The organism is Pseudomonas sp. 14A, from assembly GCF_018132745.1.
Taxonomy (GTDB): domain Bacteria; phylum Pseudomonadota; class Gammaproteobacteria; order Pseudomonadales; family Pseudomonadaceae; genus Aquipseudomonas; species Aquipseudomonas mercuritolerans.
Window position 1 is genome coordinate 60,967 of record NZ_JAGRQJ010000012.1, and the last position, 15,630, is coordinate 76,596.

Annotated in this window: 14 protein-coding genes and 1 pseudogene; 10 read left to right on the plus strand and 5 right to left on the minus strand. The window is 60.7% G+C overall.

Annotated features, from left to right (window positions below; all coding sequences use genetic code 11):
* Positions 1 to 37: 37 nt before the first annotated feature.
* The 4 genes from PS14A_RS12725 (at position 38) to PS14A_RS12740 (ending at position 2,537) form a co-directional block, all read left to right on the plus strand.
* Positions 38 to 580 carry a DUF3833 domain-containing protein gene (locus PS14A_RS12725; protein WP_133337663.1) on the plus strand — a complete coding sequence of 181 codons (543 nt, stop codon included), beginning with the start codon at positions 38 to 40 and terminating at the stop codon, positions 578 to 580.
* Complete coding sequence (locus tag PS14A_RS12730; protein ID WP_212616358.1) at positions 577 to 1,287, plus strand: SDR family oxidoreductase; 711 nt, start codon at positions 577 to 579, stop codon at positions 1,285 to 1,287. Before PS14A_RS12725 ends, PS14A_RS12730 begins: the two co-directional genes overlap by 4 nt.
* A 14-nt stretch (positions 1,288 to 1,301) precedes the next feature.
* Positions 1,302 to 1,607 carry a DUF6482 family protein gene (locus PS14A_RS12735; protein ID WP_016774774.1) on the plus strand — a complete coding sequence of 102 codons (306 nt, stop codon included), beginning with the start codon at positions 1,302 to 1,304 and terminating at the stop codon, positions 1,605 to 1,607.
* A 126-nt stretch (positions 1,608 to 1,733) separates the two neighbouring features.
* Complete coding sequence (locus tag PS14A_RS12740; RefSeq protein ID WP_016774775.1) at positions 1,734 to 2,537, plus strand: DUF1206 domain-containing protein; 804 nt, start codon at positions 1,734 to 1,736, stop codon at positions 2,535 to 2,537.
* 42 nt (positions 2,538 to 2,579) lie between these two features.
* Here the strand turns inward: PS14A_RS12740 and PS14A_RS12745 are convergent, their stop codons facing one another.
* The gene (locus PS14A_RS12745) at positions 2,580 to 3,881 is read right to left on the minus strand and encodes an Nramp family divalent metal transporter (RefSeq protein WP_024013001.1); all 1,302 of its coding nucleotides are present in this window, start codon (positions 3,879 to 3,881) and stop codon (positions 2,580 to 2,582) included.
* A gap of 265 nt (positions 3,882 to 4,146) precedes the next feature.
* Here PS14A_RS12745 and PS14A_RS12750 point away from each other — a divergent pair, with 265 nt between their 5' ends.
* The 3 genes from PS14A_RS12750 to PS14A_RS12760 all read left to right on the plus strand — a co-directional run bounded on the left by PS14A_RS12750 (position 4,147) and on the right by PS14A_RS12760 (position 7,563).
* Positions 4,147 to 5,280, plus strand: a complete 1,134-nt coding sequence (locus tag PS14A_RS12750; protein WP_212616359.1) for a lactonase family protein — start codon at positions 4,147 to 4,149, stop codon at positions 5,278 to 5,280.
* A gap of 118 nt (positions 5,281 to 5,398) precedes the next feature.
* Positions 5,399 to 6,640, plus strand: a complete 1,242-nt coding sequence (locus PS14A_RS12755; protein WP_212616360.1) for an MFS transporter — start codon at positions 5,399 to 5,401, stop codon at positions 6,638 to 6,640.
* 146 nt (positions 6,641 to 6,786) lie between these two features.
* Positions 6,787 to 7,563 (plus strand): alpha/beta hydrolase, encoded by a 777-nt coding sequence (locus PS14A_RS12760; RefSeq protein WP_212616361.1) that lies wholly within the window; start codon positions 6,787 to 6,789, stop codon positions 7,561 to 7,563.
* 27 nt (positions 7,564 to 7,590) lie between these two features.
* Here the strand turns inward: PS14A_RS12760 and PS14A_RS12765 are convergent, their stop codons facing one another.
* Complete coding sequence (locus PS14A_RS12765; protein ID WP_212616362.1) at positions 7,591 to 8,511, minus strand: LysR family transcriptional regulator; 921 nt, start codon at positions 8,509 to 8,511, stop codon at positions 7,591 to 7,593.
* Between the two features lie 43 nt (positions 8,512 to 8,554).
* Here PS14A_RS12765 and PS14A_RS26825 point away from each other — a divergent pair.
* A pseudogene (locus PS14A_RS26825) lies at positions 8,555 to 8,644 on the plus strand (metal ABC transporter ATP-binding protein); the annotation flags it as partial.
* Positions 8,645 to 8,664: 20 nt separating this feature from the next.
* On the opposite strand, the gene PS14A_RS12770 reads toward PS14A_RS26825, so the two are convergent.
* Positions 8,665 to 9,294, minus strand: coding sequence for a glutathione S-transferase (locus PS14A_RS12770; protein ID WP_212616363.1), 630 nt, complete (start codon positions 9,292 to 9,294; stop codon positions 8,665 to 8,667).
* 286 nt (positions 9,295 to 9,580) lie between these two features.
* Here PS14A_RS12770 and PS14A_RS12775 point away from each other — a divergent pair, with 286 nt between their 5' ends.
* The gene (locus tag PS14A_RS12775; protein WP_212616364.1) at positions 9,581 to 11,632 is read left to right on the plus strand and encodes a pyridoxamine 5'-phosphate oxidase family protein; all 2,052 of its coding nucleotides are present in this window, start codon (positions 9,581 to 9,583) and stop codon (positions 11,630 to 11,632) included.
* 18 nt (positions 11,633 to 11,650) lie between these two features.
* Entirely contained in the window at positions 11,651 to 11,863 is a 213-nt protein-coding gene (locus PS14A_RS12780) for a hypothetical protein (protein WP_130902660.1), read from the plus strand.
* Here the strand turns inward: PS14A_RS12780 and gabP are convergent.
* Together gabP and PS14A_RS12790 are read right to left on the minus strand one after the other, a co-directional pair.
* Complete coding sequence (gabP, locus tag PS14A_RS12785) at positions 11,860 to 13,266, minus strand: GABA permease (protein ID WP_212616365.1); 1,407 nt, start codon at positions 13,264 to 13,266, stop codon at positions 11,860 to 11,862. The genes PS14A_RS12780 and gabP overlap by 4 nt on opposite strands.
* Before the next feature lie 235 nt (positions 13,267 to 13,501).
* A complete protein-coding gene (locus PS14A_RS12790; RefSeq protein ID WP_212616366.1) occupies positions 13,502 to 15,628 on the minus strand; it encodes a TonB-dependent siderophore receptor in 2,127 nt (708 codons plus the stop codon).
* Positions 15,629 to 15,630 lie beyond the last annotated feature (2 nt).

Below are 15,630 nucleotides of genomic sequence, written 5' to 3' on the forward strand. Positions count from 1 at the left end.
ACAGCCTGTTAACTGTACAAGCTCAAGGAGTAGGAAGATGACCCGATTTCTGCTGCTGTTAGGACTGGCGCTCAGCATTGCAAGTTGCGGCAGTGTCGATGTTGCTCGTTATGCGGATCAGCAACCGGCTTTGAATCTGGAGCAGTTTTTCAGTCAGCCCGTCAAAGCCTGGGGGATGTTTCAGAAGCGCAACGGCGAAGTGGTCAAGCGTTTCGAGGTCGATATCGCCAGCCGTCGTGAAGGTGAAAACCTGATCCTCGACGAGCGCTTCCGTTACAGCGACGGCACCCGTGAACGCCGAGTCTGGACCCTCACTCCCGGGGGCAATGGTCAGTGGAGCGGTCGCGCGCATGATGTGGTCGGAGTTGCTCAGGGCCAGATCGCAGGCAACACCTTCCACTGGCGTTATCGCCTGAACCTGCCAGTTGATGATTCGACCTACGAGATGAGCATGGACGACTGGATGTACCTGGTCGACGAAGACACGTTGATCAACCGCACCCGTATGTCCAAGTGGGGTTTCGAAGTCGGTCAGGTGACGGTGTTCTTCCGTCGTCAGAGCGCTGGAGCGAACCCATGAGCAGTGGGTTGACCCTGGCCTCGTTCGGCGACGGTTATCGCGCTCTGGTGATCGGCGCCAGTGGCGCCCTCGGCACGGCGTTCTGCCAACATTTGAACCAGGATCCACGCTGCGCCAGCGTCCGTACGCTGGGACGCGATACCGTGCCGAAGCTCGACCTCGAGCAGCCCGAAACGATCGCCAGCGCCGCCGCCGAACTGGCAGGCGAAGCGCCCTATCACCTGATCATTCACGCGGCCGGCCTCCTCCATCGCGACCAAGTCAAGCCGGAAAAAAGCTACAGCGCAATCGAAGCCGAGTCGCTGCAGGCCGTGTTTCAAGTCAACACGCTGGGGCCGGCATTGCTGCTGCGCGACTTTCTGCCATTGCTTGCGCCTCAAGGCGCGATGGCGATGCTGTCGGCGAAAGTCGGCAGCATCGGCGACAACCGTTTGGGCGGCTGGTACGCCTATCGCGCCTCCAAGGCTGCGCTGAACATGCTGATCAAGACCGCCGCCATCGAGCTTTCGCGCACTCGACCGCAGAGCCGCTTGCTCAGTCTGCACCCGGGCACGGTGGTCTCGCCGTTGTCGCAACCTTTTCGCGGAGCCTCGAGCGCCCGCCCGGCAGACATTGCCGCTGCGCAATTACTGAGTTTGATTGACACGCTGACGCCGGCCGATAGCGGCCATTTCTTCGCCTACGATGGAGAACGCCTGCCCTGGTAGGCAAGGAGTGAAGCATGAATCTGCAAACCCTCACCGAACGTGCGGCCAACAGTGAAGTTCGCGAACTGGAGCTGCTGTCACTCGAAGGTGGTTTTTATCTGGCGAGGATTCGCGTGGATCAAGGCCAGTTCACTTTGCTCGATGACGCGGCCAAGCCAATGCACCTGCGTTCGATCACCCACCTGCGCGACTTGCTGCAAACCGTGCCGGCGTTTCCCTGCGTACTGGTGCAACAATGCGTGCACGACGAAATGTGCGGCCGGGATTCAGGGCCGGTCGAAGAGCTGCGCATTCCATTTTCGCTGACCACGCCGTTATGACGCCGAAGCGAGGCAAGCGCTGCATGGCAGGCTGATAAGGCGCGCGTCGCCCACCGGCGACGCATTTATCGAACCCCTGCCCCGTCCACGGGTCTGCTTCACATCGATTCCCTGGAAGTAAACCCCATGTCCACTCAACACACGCTTGTCCTGCTTGCCCGAGGCGGATACGCCGCGCGCGGCGTTCTGTATCTGATCATCGGCATCTTCGCGCTGTTGGCAGCGCACGACTCCACCAAACCGAAAGACAGCCACAAGAGCCTTGAAGCATTGCTCAGCCAGCCCTTCGGCTATGTGCTGATCGGTGTTGTGGTCGCCGGCCTGCTGGCCTTCGCCGCCTGGCGTGCACTGCAAGCGATCCGCGATGTCGACCACCACGGCAGCGAGTTCAAAGGCCTGGTCATTCGCGCAGGTTTGCTCGCCGGCGGTCTGGTCAACGCGGCGCTGGCCTTCTTTGCCTTGGGCCTGTTGGTGAGTGGCCTAAGGAGTTCGGGCGGTTCCGGCGATGGCAAGACCAAGGATCTGCTCGCGCAGCTGCTGTCATTCGAACACTCGAACCTGTTGATCTACCTGATCGCGCTGATCCCGCTGGGTGTCGGTATCGCCCACATCATCAAAGGCTGGAAGGCCACGTTCGAGAAATACTTCGAAGCGGATGACGAAGTGATGCGTTACGTGCGCCCGGTGTCGCGCTTTGGCCTGATCGCCCGAGGCGTGGTGTTTATCGAGATTGCGGTGTTGATGGCGGTCAGCGGCTCGGTTTACCAAGCGACCAATCCACCCGGCATGAAGGAAGCGCTGGATGCTTTGCAGAATCTGCCGGCAGGCGGAGTGCTGTTGATGCTGATGGCGTTGGGGCTGATAGCATTTTCGGTGTACAGCTTTTCCGAAGCAGCCTGGCGCCGGATCGAAATGGATGTGCCGCTGTAAGCGGCGATTCGAGGGGGCGTTTGCCCCCTCGACTGCTTCCCGTCAAGTAAACAGATCAACGCCCAACTGGAACGCTACCCATAGCGCCAGACCTGTAGCAAACATCAGCGCGATGTTTTCAAACAGGTTGTTGCGGTACTGCTTGTCCAGCAGCGATTTCTGGTTGGACATGATCAGCAAGCCCAGAGAAATCACCGGCAAACCAATGATGTTCAATGCGCTGACACCAATGGTCAGGGTGACGAAATCCGGCATGCCCGGCATCGACCAGATCAGCGGCGTGACCAGGATGAACAGCATGAACCACTTGTGCATCGGGTCGTGATGGAACTCTTTACCGTACTTCTCGCGACGCTCAGGACGAACATGCTGGAAGGCATCGGTGATCAGCATCGGAAACGCTGTGGTCTTGCCTGAAATACTGGCGAACAGCGTCGCGAACACGCCGATGAAGAACACGTACCAGCCGATCGGGCCGAAGAAGATTTCCAGCGCCTTGCCCAGATCGCCCAAGGTTTTCACCTCGATGCCGTTGGGCCGCAGGATTTCCGCACCGACGATCCAGATCGCCAGGTTGATGATGATCCCGACGAACACCGCAAACAGCAGATCGTTACGCTGAATGCGCTTGTGCTGCGGCCCGGTCCAGCCTTTCTGGCGCATGACATACGGGTGCACGAAGTTGGCGATCGAGCCGGCAACCGCGCCGATCACTGAAACCGCCACCAGCAACGCGCCATGCACGCCTTCGTCCGGCGGAATGCTGAAGCCGATGGTGCCTTTGATGATGCCGCTGACATCCGGGCCGGACATCACCGCCAATGCGATGAACGCCAGGGTCATGATCGCCAGCAGCAGCTTCATCACGCCTTCGATCATCGTGTAGATGTTGCGCCCGACCAGCATCCACACCGCCAGCACCACCGCCACCGAGCACAGCAATGGCTGATCGATCTTGAACAGCATCGCCAGCGACTCCCCTGCCCCCTTGATCATGTAGGCGTTCATCAGGTGCCCCATCAACAGGGCATAAACCAGCATGAACCAGGCAAACACCGGGTTGAGCTGGGCGTAGCCCTGCAGAATGGTCATGCCCTGGTTATTGCACAGCTGGAACCGGGCAATGATGTTGACGATCAGGTATCTAAGCAACAGCGAGACCGCCAGCACCCACATCATCGCGTAGCCGTAGTTCGCACCGGCCACTGAAGACGTGATGAGATCGCCCGCACCGAGCCACGACAGCACGGCGATAATGCCGGGGCCGAGCAGTTTCAGCGTACGCAGGAACAGGTTTTGCGGTTTCGCAGCGGCCTGATGATCGAGTGGAGCCATGCTCGTCATAGGGGTATCTCCGTTATTGTTTTTGTGAGAGTTGTTGCACTGCGCACATTAGGTAGGATGTCGTACAACAACGCTAACAGGAGAGTATGTAAAAATGTGTCAAACCTCAATCACGACCACCCTCTCCGATCATTTCCGCTGATCAAAATCATCTAGAACAAGCATGTCAAATAAGCGTAGCGACGTTACAGGCCCCCGAAATAGCCATTGATGCCCCAGCCAATCACTCATAGGATGACTGACCACAACAACAATAAGGCTGGAAATGATGAAAGGAACGCTATTGATCGCTGCGCTCGCCTCCTCGTTGAGCGTGACGGCTAACGCCGCTACTTACGCTTACATCTCAAGCCCAGGCGACGGTCTGATCTCGCAATATCGCCTTGACCAGAGCAACGGCGCACTCACCCTCGTTGAGCAGATCCAGGCCGGCGACCAGGTCAATCCCATGGCCCTCACCCCGGACGGCAAAGTGCTGTTTGCAGCGTTGCGGGTCAAGCCTTTCCAGGTGCTGGGCTATCGGATCGACTCCAAAAGCGGGCACCTGACAAAGTTTACCCACGCGCCTCTGGCAGAGAGCATGGCTTATCTGTCGACTGATCGAAAAGGACGCTACCTGCTCGCGGCGTCCTACGGCGCCGATACCCTCAGCGTTCAAAAGATCGGCGAGGATCATCAACCTTCCGCCAACATCCTGCGTTATCCGACCGGCCTGCACGCGCATTCGATTCGCACCGAGCCGAGCAATCGCTTTGCCTACGCCGGCAACCTGGGCACCGACAAGGTGCTGCAATATCGCCTGGACGCCAGGACTGGCGAGCTCAGCCCGATCGGCAGCGGCTCGGTCAGTGTTCCGGATAAAACCGGCCCCCGGCACCTGGCGTTCTCGCCGAACGGCAAATTCCTTTACGTCGTCGGCGAAATGAGCGGCACCGTGACTGCGTTTTCAATTGACGACGCCAGCGGCGCGTTGACCCGAATCGCTGAAGCCAATGGCATTCCCGAGCGATTGAAGCTGGCCCACGGCGAAGTCCGTGATGCGCGCAACAACGATCTGAAAGACGACCCGACCCCACGCATCTGGGCTGCCGACCTGCGCATGTCGCCGGATGGAAAACTGCTGCTGATGAGTGAGCGCACCAGCAGCAGCGTTTCGGCATTTGCCGTGGATCCGGCAACAGGGGGACTCACGTTTCTCGACAACTACCCCGTGCAAGAACAGCAACCACGCAACATCGCCTTCTCCCCAGATGGCCGCTGGCTGCTGGTGACGGGCGAGAAAAGCGCCAAGGTCGGTACGTACGCGGTGAGCAAGGATGGCGCGCTGAAGCGTGTCGGTGAAGCGGCGTCCGGCAAAGGCTCATTGTGGATCGAGATACTGCAAACGCCTGACGCATGAATATCTGCGGAGCAGCAACTGCTCCGCCGTTCTGCAACTAATCTCCCGCCGCTTCGGTCATTAGGTTTGCCGAGGTTGATACATTTACGCAGACCTCACTTTCAAGAGACTGCCCACCGTGATCAGCCATCTCGATCGCCGCAACAACCGCTCGCTGGACAGTCTGAATTTCTTTCTCGCCGATGTCCGCGACGGCCTCGGGCCGTACCTCGCCATCTACTTGCTCGCCGTGCACCACTGGGACCCGGCCAGCATCGGCGTGGTCATGACCATTGCCGGTATCGCCGCACTGATCACGCAGACGCCCGCTGGTGCGCTGGTTGACAGCAGCCGGGCGAAACGGGCGCTGGTCATCTTCGCCGCGCTGTTGGTGACGGTGAGTTGTCTGCTCCTGCCGTTCATTTCGTCATTCAGTCTGGTGGCGTTGACCCAAGCCTTGAGCGCGGCGGCAGCATCTATTTTTGCCCCGGCCATTTCCGCGATCACCCTGGGCATCACCGGCCCGCGAGCATTCACCCGGCGTACAGGTCGCAACGAGACGTTCAACCATGCCGGCAACGCGTGCGCGGCGTTGTTGGCCGGTTTGTTTGCGTATCTGTTCGGCCCGGTGGCGGTGTTTTATCTGATGGCGGTCATGGCGCTGGCCAGTGTGATTGCCGTGCTGTTCGTTTCGGCAGAAGCGATAGATCACGATGTCGCGCGCGGTTTGCAGCCTGGCGATCAAAGCCATCAGCCGTCCGGATTCAAGGTACTGCTGAGCAATCGCCCGTTGCTGATGTTTGCCCTGTGCTGCGCGCTGTTTCACTTGGCCAACGCGGCGATGCTACCGCTGGTGAGCCAGAAACTCGCCCAAGCCAACTTGCACATGGCCACGCCGCTGACGTCGGCGTGCATCGTCGCAGCCCAACTGGTGATGGTGCCGATGGCGCTGCTGGCCGGTGCGAAAGCCGATGTCTGGGGACGCAAACCGTTATTGCTGGCGGGTTTTCTGATCCTGCCGCTGCGTGGCTTGCTCTACACCTTCTCGGATGATCCGTACTGGCTGGTCACCGTGCAGCTGCTCGACGGCGTCGGCGCTGGGCTGTTCGGCGCGCTGTTCCCGGTGATGGTCAAGGATCTGACCCTCGGCTCCGGGCATTTCAATGTCAGCCTCGGCGCGCTGACCACAGCGTTTGGTCTGGGCGCGGCGCTGAGCAATGGGCTGGCCGGATTTGTCGTCGAGGCCGCCGGTTACAGCGCAGCGTTCCTGACTCTTGCCGGAGTTGCGGCGGCGGCGTTTCTGCTGCTGTTGATCGGTGTTCCGGAAACGCTGCAGCGGACTGACAAGTTCGAGTCCGCTGCACTGCTCAGCCAAAACTGAGCGGTTTGTATCAGCATGTAGCTTTTGCCGACACTGATACACACGCATGCGAAGTTCAGTCTTGCGCACACAGAACTGACACATTTAGCGCGCTAAATACCCCTGTCGCTTCCATTCCTACCTTAACCAATCGACAGGAAATCACCATGAACAAAGTCTTCGCTACCCTCGCCCTCACCGCTGCCATGTTCGGCGCCACCGCTGCGTTCGCCGCACCGGTTAAACCTACCGTGGTGCTGGTGCACGGTGCCTTTGCCGATTCGAGCAGTTGGAACGGCGTGGTCAAGATTCTCGAGAAGGATGGCTACCCGGTGATCGCCGCCGCCAACCCGCTGCGCTCGGTCAAGGGTGATGCGCAATCGGTGGCGGATGTGCTGGCCAGCGTGAAAACTCCGGTGGTGTTGGTCGGGCACTCGTACGGTGGCCCGGTGATCAGCGAAGCCGCTTACGGCAATGCCAATGTCAAAGCGCTGGTGTACGTCGCCGCGTTCGCCCCGGAAAAGGGCGAAACCGCAGCCGAATTGTCCGGCCGTTTCCCTGGCAGCACCCTTGGCCCGACCCTGTCGGCCCCGGTTGAGCTGGCCGATGGTGGCAAGGATTTGTACATCCAGCAGGACAAATTCCATGAGCAGTTCGCTGCCGATGTTTCCCTGGCAGATGCGAAGCTGATGGCCGCCACGCAACGCCCGGTGACCGTCGCCGCGCTCAACGAAGCCGCCACCGAGCCTGCATGGAAAACCGTGCCGTCGTACTTCGTCTACGGTGACCAGGACAAGAACATACCGGCGCAAGCCCTGGCGTTCATGGCCGAGCGCGCGCACTCCAAGCAGACCGTCGTGGTCAAAGGCGCGTCGCACGTGGTGATGGTGTCCAACCCGAAAGCCGTCGCCAGCCTGATCGAAACCGCTGCGGCCGCGAAGTGATCCAGCGCTGAGTTGAGCCTTCAAGCCCTAGCCGTGAACCCTGTTCACGGCTTTCAGCGCTGGGTGGTGTTGCAGCTGCTCGCTGAGAAAGTCCACGAACGTGCGCACCTTCGCCGGTACGCGCGGATGTTTCAGATAGACCAGTTGCACCGGTAACGCCGGCGGCTCAAAGGCCTGCAACACCAATTCCAGTTCACCGGCCGCAACCTGGCTGGCGACTTGATAGGACAGCACGCGGGTAATGCCCCAACCGGAGCTGGCGATGTTGATTGCCGCCTGATTCGCCGTGACCACCAGACGCGGTTCGAAGCGAAAGCTCAACGGCCCGTCGGCATGGGCGAATTGCCAATCGCTGAGCAAATGACTGGCAGACGACATGACGATATTGGCGCGGCTCAACTCGTTCGGATGTTGCGGTCGGCCATAGCGGGCGAAGTAATCGGGGGTGCCGCAGATCACTTGGCGGACCTCGCCGACCTTGATTGCATGCTGATTGTTTTCGTGCAGATGGCCGATGCGTACGGCGACATCGATACCCTCTTCCGCCATGTTCACCACGCGATCGACCAGCAAGGCCTTCAGATGCACCGAAGGAAACGCGTCGACGTATTGCGCCAGCAACGGCGCGATGAACAACTCGCCAAACAACACCGACGCGGTCACGCTCAAATGCCCGCACGGCACCCGATAACTGCCGGCGGCCGCCTCCTCGGCTTCGTCGACGTCGCACAGAATTCTTCGGCAATCATCCAGATAACGATGCCCGGCTTCGGTCAGGTGCAGGCTGCGCGTGGTGCGCGACAACAGGCGCGTGCCGATGCGTTGCTCCAGCGCGGCAATGGCACGGGTGACGCTGGGTGGCGAGGTGTTCAAACGCCGGGCCGCCGCCGCAAAGCCACCCTCCTCGGCCACGGCCAGGAACATGCGCATTTCCTGAAAACGATCCATAGACGGGAACCTGTAAAAAACCTCGAAAACACAGTGAAATCATGTGGGAGCGAGCCTGCTCGCGAAGGCATTCTGTCAGTCAACATCACCGTTGAATGACACACCGCTTTCGCGAGCAGGCTCGCTCCCACAGGGGATGTGCATCGTTGTGAGTCAAGCTGTTTGCAGGCCCACCGCTGTACGCTGCATGCCGACGAACTTGGGCAGCGCCTCGACCCGTTCCAGCCACGCCCGCACATTCGGGTAATCCTCAAGCGAGACATTGCCTTCCGGTGCGTGGGCGACGTAAGTGTAGGCGGCCACATCGGCAACGGTTGGCTTGTCGCCGGCGAGGAATGCGCTGTTGCCCAACTCGTCTTCCATCACTTGCAATAAAGCGTGGGAACGCTTGATCGCATCAGCCGCGTCGTAACCGGCGCCGAACACAGTGATCAAGCGCGCTGTGGCCGGGCCGGAGCTGATCTGCCCGGCAGCCACCGATAACCAGCGTTGCACCTTGGCTTGCTCGGCCGGATCGCTCGGCAGCCACTGGCCGTTGCCGTATTTGCTCGCCAGATAAACCAGAATGCCGTTGGAATCCGCGAGCACCGTGCCGTTGTCATCAATCACCGGCACCTGGCCGAAACGATTGAGGGCAAGGAATTCAGGGGTTTTGTGCGCGCCCTTCATCAGGTCGACGAACACCAGTTCGGTCGGCACATCCAGCAGGGAAAGCATCAACTCGACGCGATGCGAGTGGCCGGACAACGGATGGCGGTACAGTTTGACGGCTGACTGAGACATGACGTGCTCCTGGATTATTTGAGGTCGACCCGCTGATCGTGTCGATGGGGCTCATCCTGCTCCCCTGCCGCAAATCGCGGAATCCTCAGCAAATACAATCGAGCATTTCAGCCAGTGAAATAATCACCCGCCTCCTTAGGCGCGCGCAGGGATCATTTCACCGAGTGAAACAGTGGATTGCAGTTTCTGGCCATTCCCTCGCAACCAGCCGGGGGCGAACATGAGCCCAACTTGAGCTTCAGCCCCTGGCGGCTCACCGGCCCGGTTGCACCCGAGGAGAATCGAAATGGACACAGCGTCGAAACCGCAGCCCTCGCCCTGGCATGAAGGTGAGCTGACCCTGCAACGTGCCGTCGGCGCGGTGGAGATGATGGTCGGTGTCGGTCAGCGGCAACTGGCTCGCGACTGGATGCCGGACCAGCACCGCGAGTTCTATGCGCAACTGCCCTTCGTCGTACTCGGCGCTGTCGATGGCCAGGGCGACCCGTGGGCAACGCTGCGCACCGGTCAACCGGGGTTCATGGATTCGCCGTCGCCGCAGGTGCTGAAGATCAAACTCGACGCCCAGCCCAATGACCCGGCCAATCAAGGCCTGCAGCCCGGCGACGCGATCGGCATGCTCGGCATCGAGCTGCACACCCGTCGGCGCAATCGCATGAACGGCAATATCAGCCGCCGCAAGGACGACAGCCTCGAGATCAGCGTGACCCAGGCTTACGGCAACTGCCCGCGCTATATCAACCTGCGCCATTACGCCTTCGTCGATGAGACCACCGACAACGCGCTCGACTTGCCGGTCAGCGAACCCTTGGTGCGCGACATGATCACTGCCGCCGACTCGTTCTACGTGGCCACTTACGTGGTGCGCGACGGCGAGCGCCAGGTCGATGTGTCCCATCGCGGTGGCAAATCCGGCTTCGTGCATATGGACGAAGACGGCACCCTGACCATCCCGGATTTCTCCGGCAATCTGTTCTTCAACACCTTGGGCAACATCCTGCTCAACCCGCGCGCCGGGCTGACCTTTATCGATTTCGAAAGCGGCGATCTGTTGCAGATGACCGGCAGCGCAGAAGTGCTGCTCGACGATCCGCAAATCGCCGCGTTCCAGGGCGCCGAGCGCCTGTGGCGCTTCAAGCCGCAGCGCATCGTTTACCGTCAGGCCGCGCTGCCACTGCGCTGGGCCGAGCAGCCGGAAGGCGATTCACCCAATTCGCAAATGACCGGCAGCTGGGAACAGACCCGCGAGCGTTTGCAGGCCGAGGCGCTGCGCAATCAATGGCGCGCGCTGCACGTCACGCGGGTGGTCGATGAGAGTCCGCAGATCCGCTCCTTTTACCTGCAAGCCAACGACGGCTTCGGCCTGCCGCGCTTTGAACCGGGCCAGCACTTGCCGATCAAGGTTTTGCTCGACGGTCAGGACGCCGCGTCGATCCGCACCTACAGCGTGTCCAGCGCACCGTCGGACGAGTTTCTGCGCATCAGCGTCAAACGCGACGGCTCGGTGTCTTCGCATCTGCATGATCGGGTCCAGGCACTGGACTTGATCGAAGCCCGCGCGCCGCAAGGCGATTTCACCGTCGACGCCACCGAACGCCGGCCACTGGTGCTGTTGGCCGCAGGGGTTGGGGTGACGCCGTTGCTGTCGATGCTGCGCGAGGTGGTCTACCAGGGCAAACGCATCAGCCGCATGCGCCCGACCTGGGTGGTGCAAAGCAGTCGCACCGTCGAGGATCTGGCCTTTCGCGAAGAAATCGACGCCTTGGCTGCGCGCGCGGGTGACAAGGTCAAGGTGCTGCGCGTGGTCAGCCAGCCGCCGCTGGACGCAACAGCGCAGGGTTACGATCACGCCGGGCGCATCGACATCGCCTTGCTGAAAGGCCTGCTGCCGCTGGATGACTACGATTTCTACCTGTGCGGCCCGGGCAGCTTCACTCAGGCGCTGTACGACGGCCTGCGCAAAATGCGCATTCCCGATGATCGCATCCACGCCGAAACCTTCGGCCCGTCGACGCTGATCCGCGATGTCGAAATCAGCACCCCGGCGCCGCCGCAAGTGCCGGTCGCGGAAGAACCGGTCAAGGTGTTGTTCGCCACGTCCGGCAAGGAAGCACGCTGGGAACCGGGCAGCGGCACCTTGCTGGAACTGGCCGAGGCACGTGGCTTGAATCCGGAGTTCAGCTGTCGCGGCGGCTCGTGCGGCACCTGCAAAACCCGCCTTACCAGCGGCCAGGTGCATTACCTCACCCCGCCGGCCATGCGCCTGGCGGACGACGAAGTGCTGATCTGCTGCGCCGCCCCGGCGCAGGGCAGCGAAACCCTGGTGCTGGACGTTTGAATGTTGAGGAGGTGCGCCATGAAGCCGTATGCAGAAACCAACGTCGTTTGGCCGCAAGAGAAAACCGGACTGTCCGCCAGTGAATGCGAACGCAGTTTTTTACTGCCGCAACTGATGGGTTCACTCGCCGGTGAAACCTGCGCGTTGACGGGCTCATTCAATCAACGTGAGCATCTGCCTTCGAGCCCGAACGGCTGGTTTTCCCGCGGGCTCAAAGCGTTGTTTGCTTAGGCTTTGCTCACCGCCGTCACTTTGGCCGCCGGCCCATGCTGGCGGCTGGTGATCAATCCGACGAAGGAAATCAGCAGCGCCAGGCCAATCGTCGAGCTCACTTCCATGCGATGTTCAGGGGTGATCATCATCACCGCCAAAGCCGCGCAGATGAAGGCGATGACCAGCCAGGTGAGCCAGGGAAACAGCCACATGCGCAAGGTCATTTCGACCTTCTCCCGTTCCAGTCGGCGGCGCATGCGCAACTGCGAAATGGCGATCACCAGGTACACCAGCAAGGCGATTGCGCCGGAGCTGGCGAGCAGGAACTGGAACAGCCCGGCCGGCATGAAATAGCTGAGTAACGTCACGCCTGCGCCGATCACCGTGCTGGCAATGACCGCCGCGCGTGGCACGCCGGCCGCCGAAGTCACCTTCAATGCCGGCGGCGCATCACCGCGTCGGCCCAGCGAATAGAGCATGCGCGAGGAAATGTAGATCGAGGAGTTCATGCAACTGGCCACCGCGATCAATACGACCACGTCGACGAGGAATTTGGCGTTGGGGATGTTCATCAGTTCCAGTGCGCGCTGGTAGGAACCGACCGAGGCGAGTTGCGGGTCGTTCCACGGCACCACGGAAATCACCACGAAGATCGACAGCAGATAGAAGATGCCGATGCGCCAGATCACCGAGCGCGTGGCCTTGGCGATGTTCTGCGCCGGATTGTTCGATTCCGCAGCGGCAATGGTCACCGCTTCGGTGCCGATGAAACTGAACATGATGGTGATGAACGCGCCGACCACCGCCGACATGCCGTTCGGCGCAAAGCCGCCGTGCTCGGCCATCAGCGTGCTCAAGCCACTGGCTTCGCGCTCGGGAATCCAGCCCATCAGCACCGCAAAACCCAGGCCGATGAAACCGATGATCGCGATGACCTTGGCCATGGCGAACCAGAATTCGAACTCGCCGTATTTCGACACGCTGAACAGGTTGGTAATCACCAGCAGGACGATCGACAGCAAGGCGAACAACCACGCATCGACCTGGGGAAACCACTGATTGAGCACATGCCCGGCGGCCAGTGCTTCGATCGGAATCACCAGCACCCAGAACCACCAGTAGAGCCAGCCGATAGTGAACCCGGCCCAGCGGCCGATGGCTTGATCGGCATAGGTGGAAAACGAGCCGGTGTCGGGATGCGCCACGGCCATTTCGCCGAGCATGCGCATCACCAGCACGACCAGCAGACCGGAGAACAGATAAGCGAGCAGCACCGCAGGTCCTGCGGCGGCGATGGCGTGGCCTGAGCCAACGAAAAGTCCTGCGCCGATGATGCCGGCAATGGAAAGCATGGTGACGTGACGCGGTTTGAAACCTTGCGCCAACTGACCGTTGGAGTCCTTGGGGTTCAGGCTAGTCATGGGTTCTTATTGTTCTCATGATCGACGTTTGGGCCACTGACTGAGCGTCAGGCGATCATCATTTCCGGTGTCGGCATCAGACGAAAGCTGCGACGCAGACGCTTTGCCGACGAAATGATGCTTCACCTTACGTGGCCCGACCGCCGCGCAACTAGCCTGAGTGCGGCATGCCGATGTCTGATTTCGACATGCCACTCTCAGGCCAGCATGGGGCGGCGGCAACCGCTGCGGCAATTTACAGCGTGTAGGAAATCCCCACCTGCACGGTTCGCGGCGCGCCCGGGTAGGCGTAGACGTTGCCGAAGGCGCCTTCTTCGTAGTCACGATCGAAGATGTTTTTCACATCGAGATTGAGCCGCACCTTGTCGTTGATCTTGTAGAAGCTCAGCAGGTCGACCACGGTGTAACTGCCCATGGAAAACGCGGTGTTGGACGTCTGCCCGGCGCGCTCGTCGACGTATTTCAGGCCAGTGCCAAGGCCAAGACCTTTGAGCGTTCCGTCCTGGAACTCGTACATGTTGAGCAGGCTGAAGCTGTTCTTCGGGATGTTCAGCAGGCGCGTGCCGGAGCGCAGCGTGTTGTCCTTGGTCACCTCGGCGTCAACGTAAGCGTAACCGCCGGCCACTCGCCACTCGGGGGTGAGATTGCCGGTGACATTGACGTCGAAACCACGGCTGCGTACTTCACCGGCGGCGACGCTGAAGGTCGAATCCACAGGATCGGTGGTCAGCACGTTGCGTTTTTCGATCTGGTAGATCGCTGCGTCGACGCTCAACTGCTGATCCAGCGCTTCCCACTTCACGCCCATCTCGTAGGACTTGCCTTTTTCCGGAGCGAAGCCGCCGCCTTCGCGGCTGGCGCCGGTGTTGGGCTTGAACGAGCGCGCGGTGTTGGCGTACACCGCCAGGGTTTCGGTCAAATCGTAGGTGACGCCGATACGCGGGGTGACGGCATTGTCGCTAGCCTGCCAGCTCTTGCCGCCGGGCACGTAGGTTTCGTAGTCGTGCTCAAAGCGCTCGAAACGTGCGCCGGCCAGCACTTTCAGTTTGTCGGTCAGGGCTACCTGATCCTGCACGAACGCGGCGTAGGTCTTGAGGTTCTCTTTGTCGTGAGTCGGCGTGCGGGTCAGCGCCGGGCGTGGCTGGCCGTAAACCGGATTGAAGATGTCGATCGGGTAGGCACTGACCGCGCCGCTGGAGCGCCGGATGATCGACTTGTAGTCGTAATCTTCATACTCGATGCCGGTGAGCAAGGTGTGCTGCAGACCGCCAGTGTCGAAATGCCCGGTGAGGTTGAGCTGGGTGTCCTTGTCGGTCCATTCCAGCTTGCGGTAGTTGAAGTTGCGTCCCAGCGTGCGGCCGTCGGCGGCAATGCCGTTGGCCTCGATCGCATCGCCCTTGAGCGAGCCGTCGAGCCACTGGAAACCACCGCCCAGGGTCCAGTCGTCGTTGAGCATGTGTTCGAAACGCAGTTGCGCCATGTTGTTGTCGTTGTGCAGCTTGCCGACGTCCTTCTCGCCAAAGAAGGTATCGCGCGAGGCGGTGCCGATCTGCGCCGGGTAGCGGGTCACGCCACGATCGAGCGGCGCGTTGTTGCGCATGAAATCGCCTTCGAAAATCAGCTTGGTCGCGTCGGTGGCTTGCCAGGTCAGCACCGGCGTAATGCCGTAGCGCTCGGTCTCGACATGATCGCGGAAGGTGTCGCCGCCCTCGCCCACCACATTCAAGCGATAGGCCAGACGCCCTTCTTCATCCAGCGGCCCGGAAGCGTCGAGGGTGCCGCGCTTCATGCCTTGGTCATTCAACTGACTGCCCAAGGTGACGGTGCGCTCGGGCAATGGCTGTTTCGACACCACGTTGAAGGTACCGCCGGGATCGCCACGGCCATAGAGCATGGTCGCCGGACCGCGCAGCACTTCCAGACGCTCGATGGTGTTGGCGTCAGGCATGTTCGGGTAGCCACGGTTGATCGGGAAACCGTTGCGGTAGAACTCACCGGTGGTAAAACCGCGCACGGTGAAGGTGGTCAGGCCCTGCCCCCCGAAATTGTTCGCCCGACCGACGCCACCGGCGTAATCCAGGGCATCCTGCAAACGCGTCGCGCCGAGGTCTTCGACGGCATCCTTGGTCACCACGCTGATCGACTGCGGGGTTTCATGAATCGAAGTGTCGGTGCGCGTGGCGCTGGCCGAACGCGTCGCGCGGTAGCCTTGAACCGGGCCGTCTGCCCTTTCGTAATCCGCTGTGCCGACCACATCGGTGGCTTCCAGCTCAAGCGTTGAAGAAGTCGGTTCGGCTGATTCAGCCCACGAGGAAGAAGACAACGCCTGCAGCACACAAATGGAAAGCAGAGTTCGACGCATGA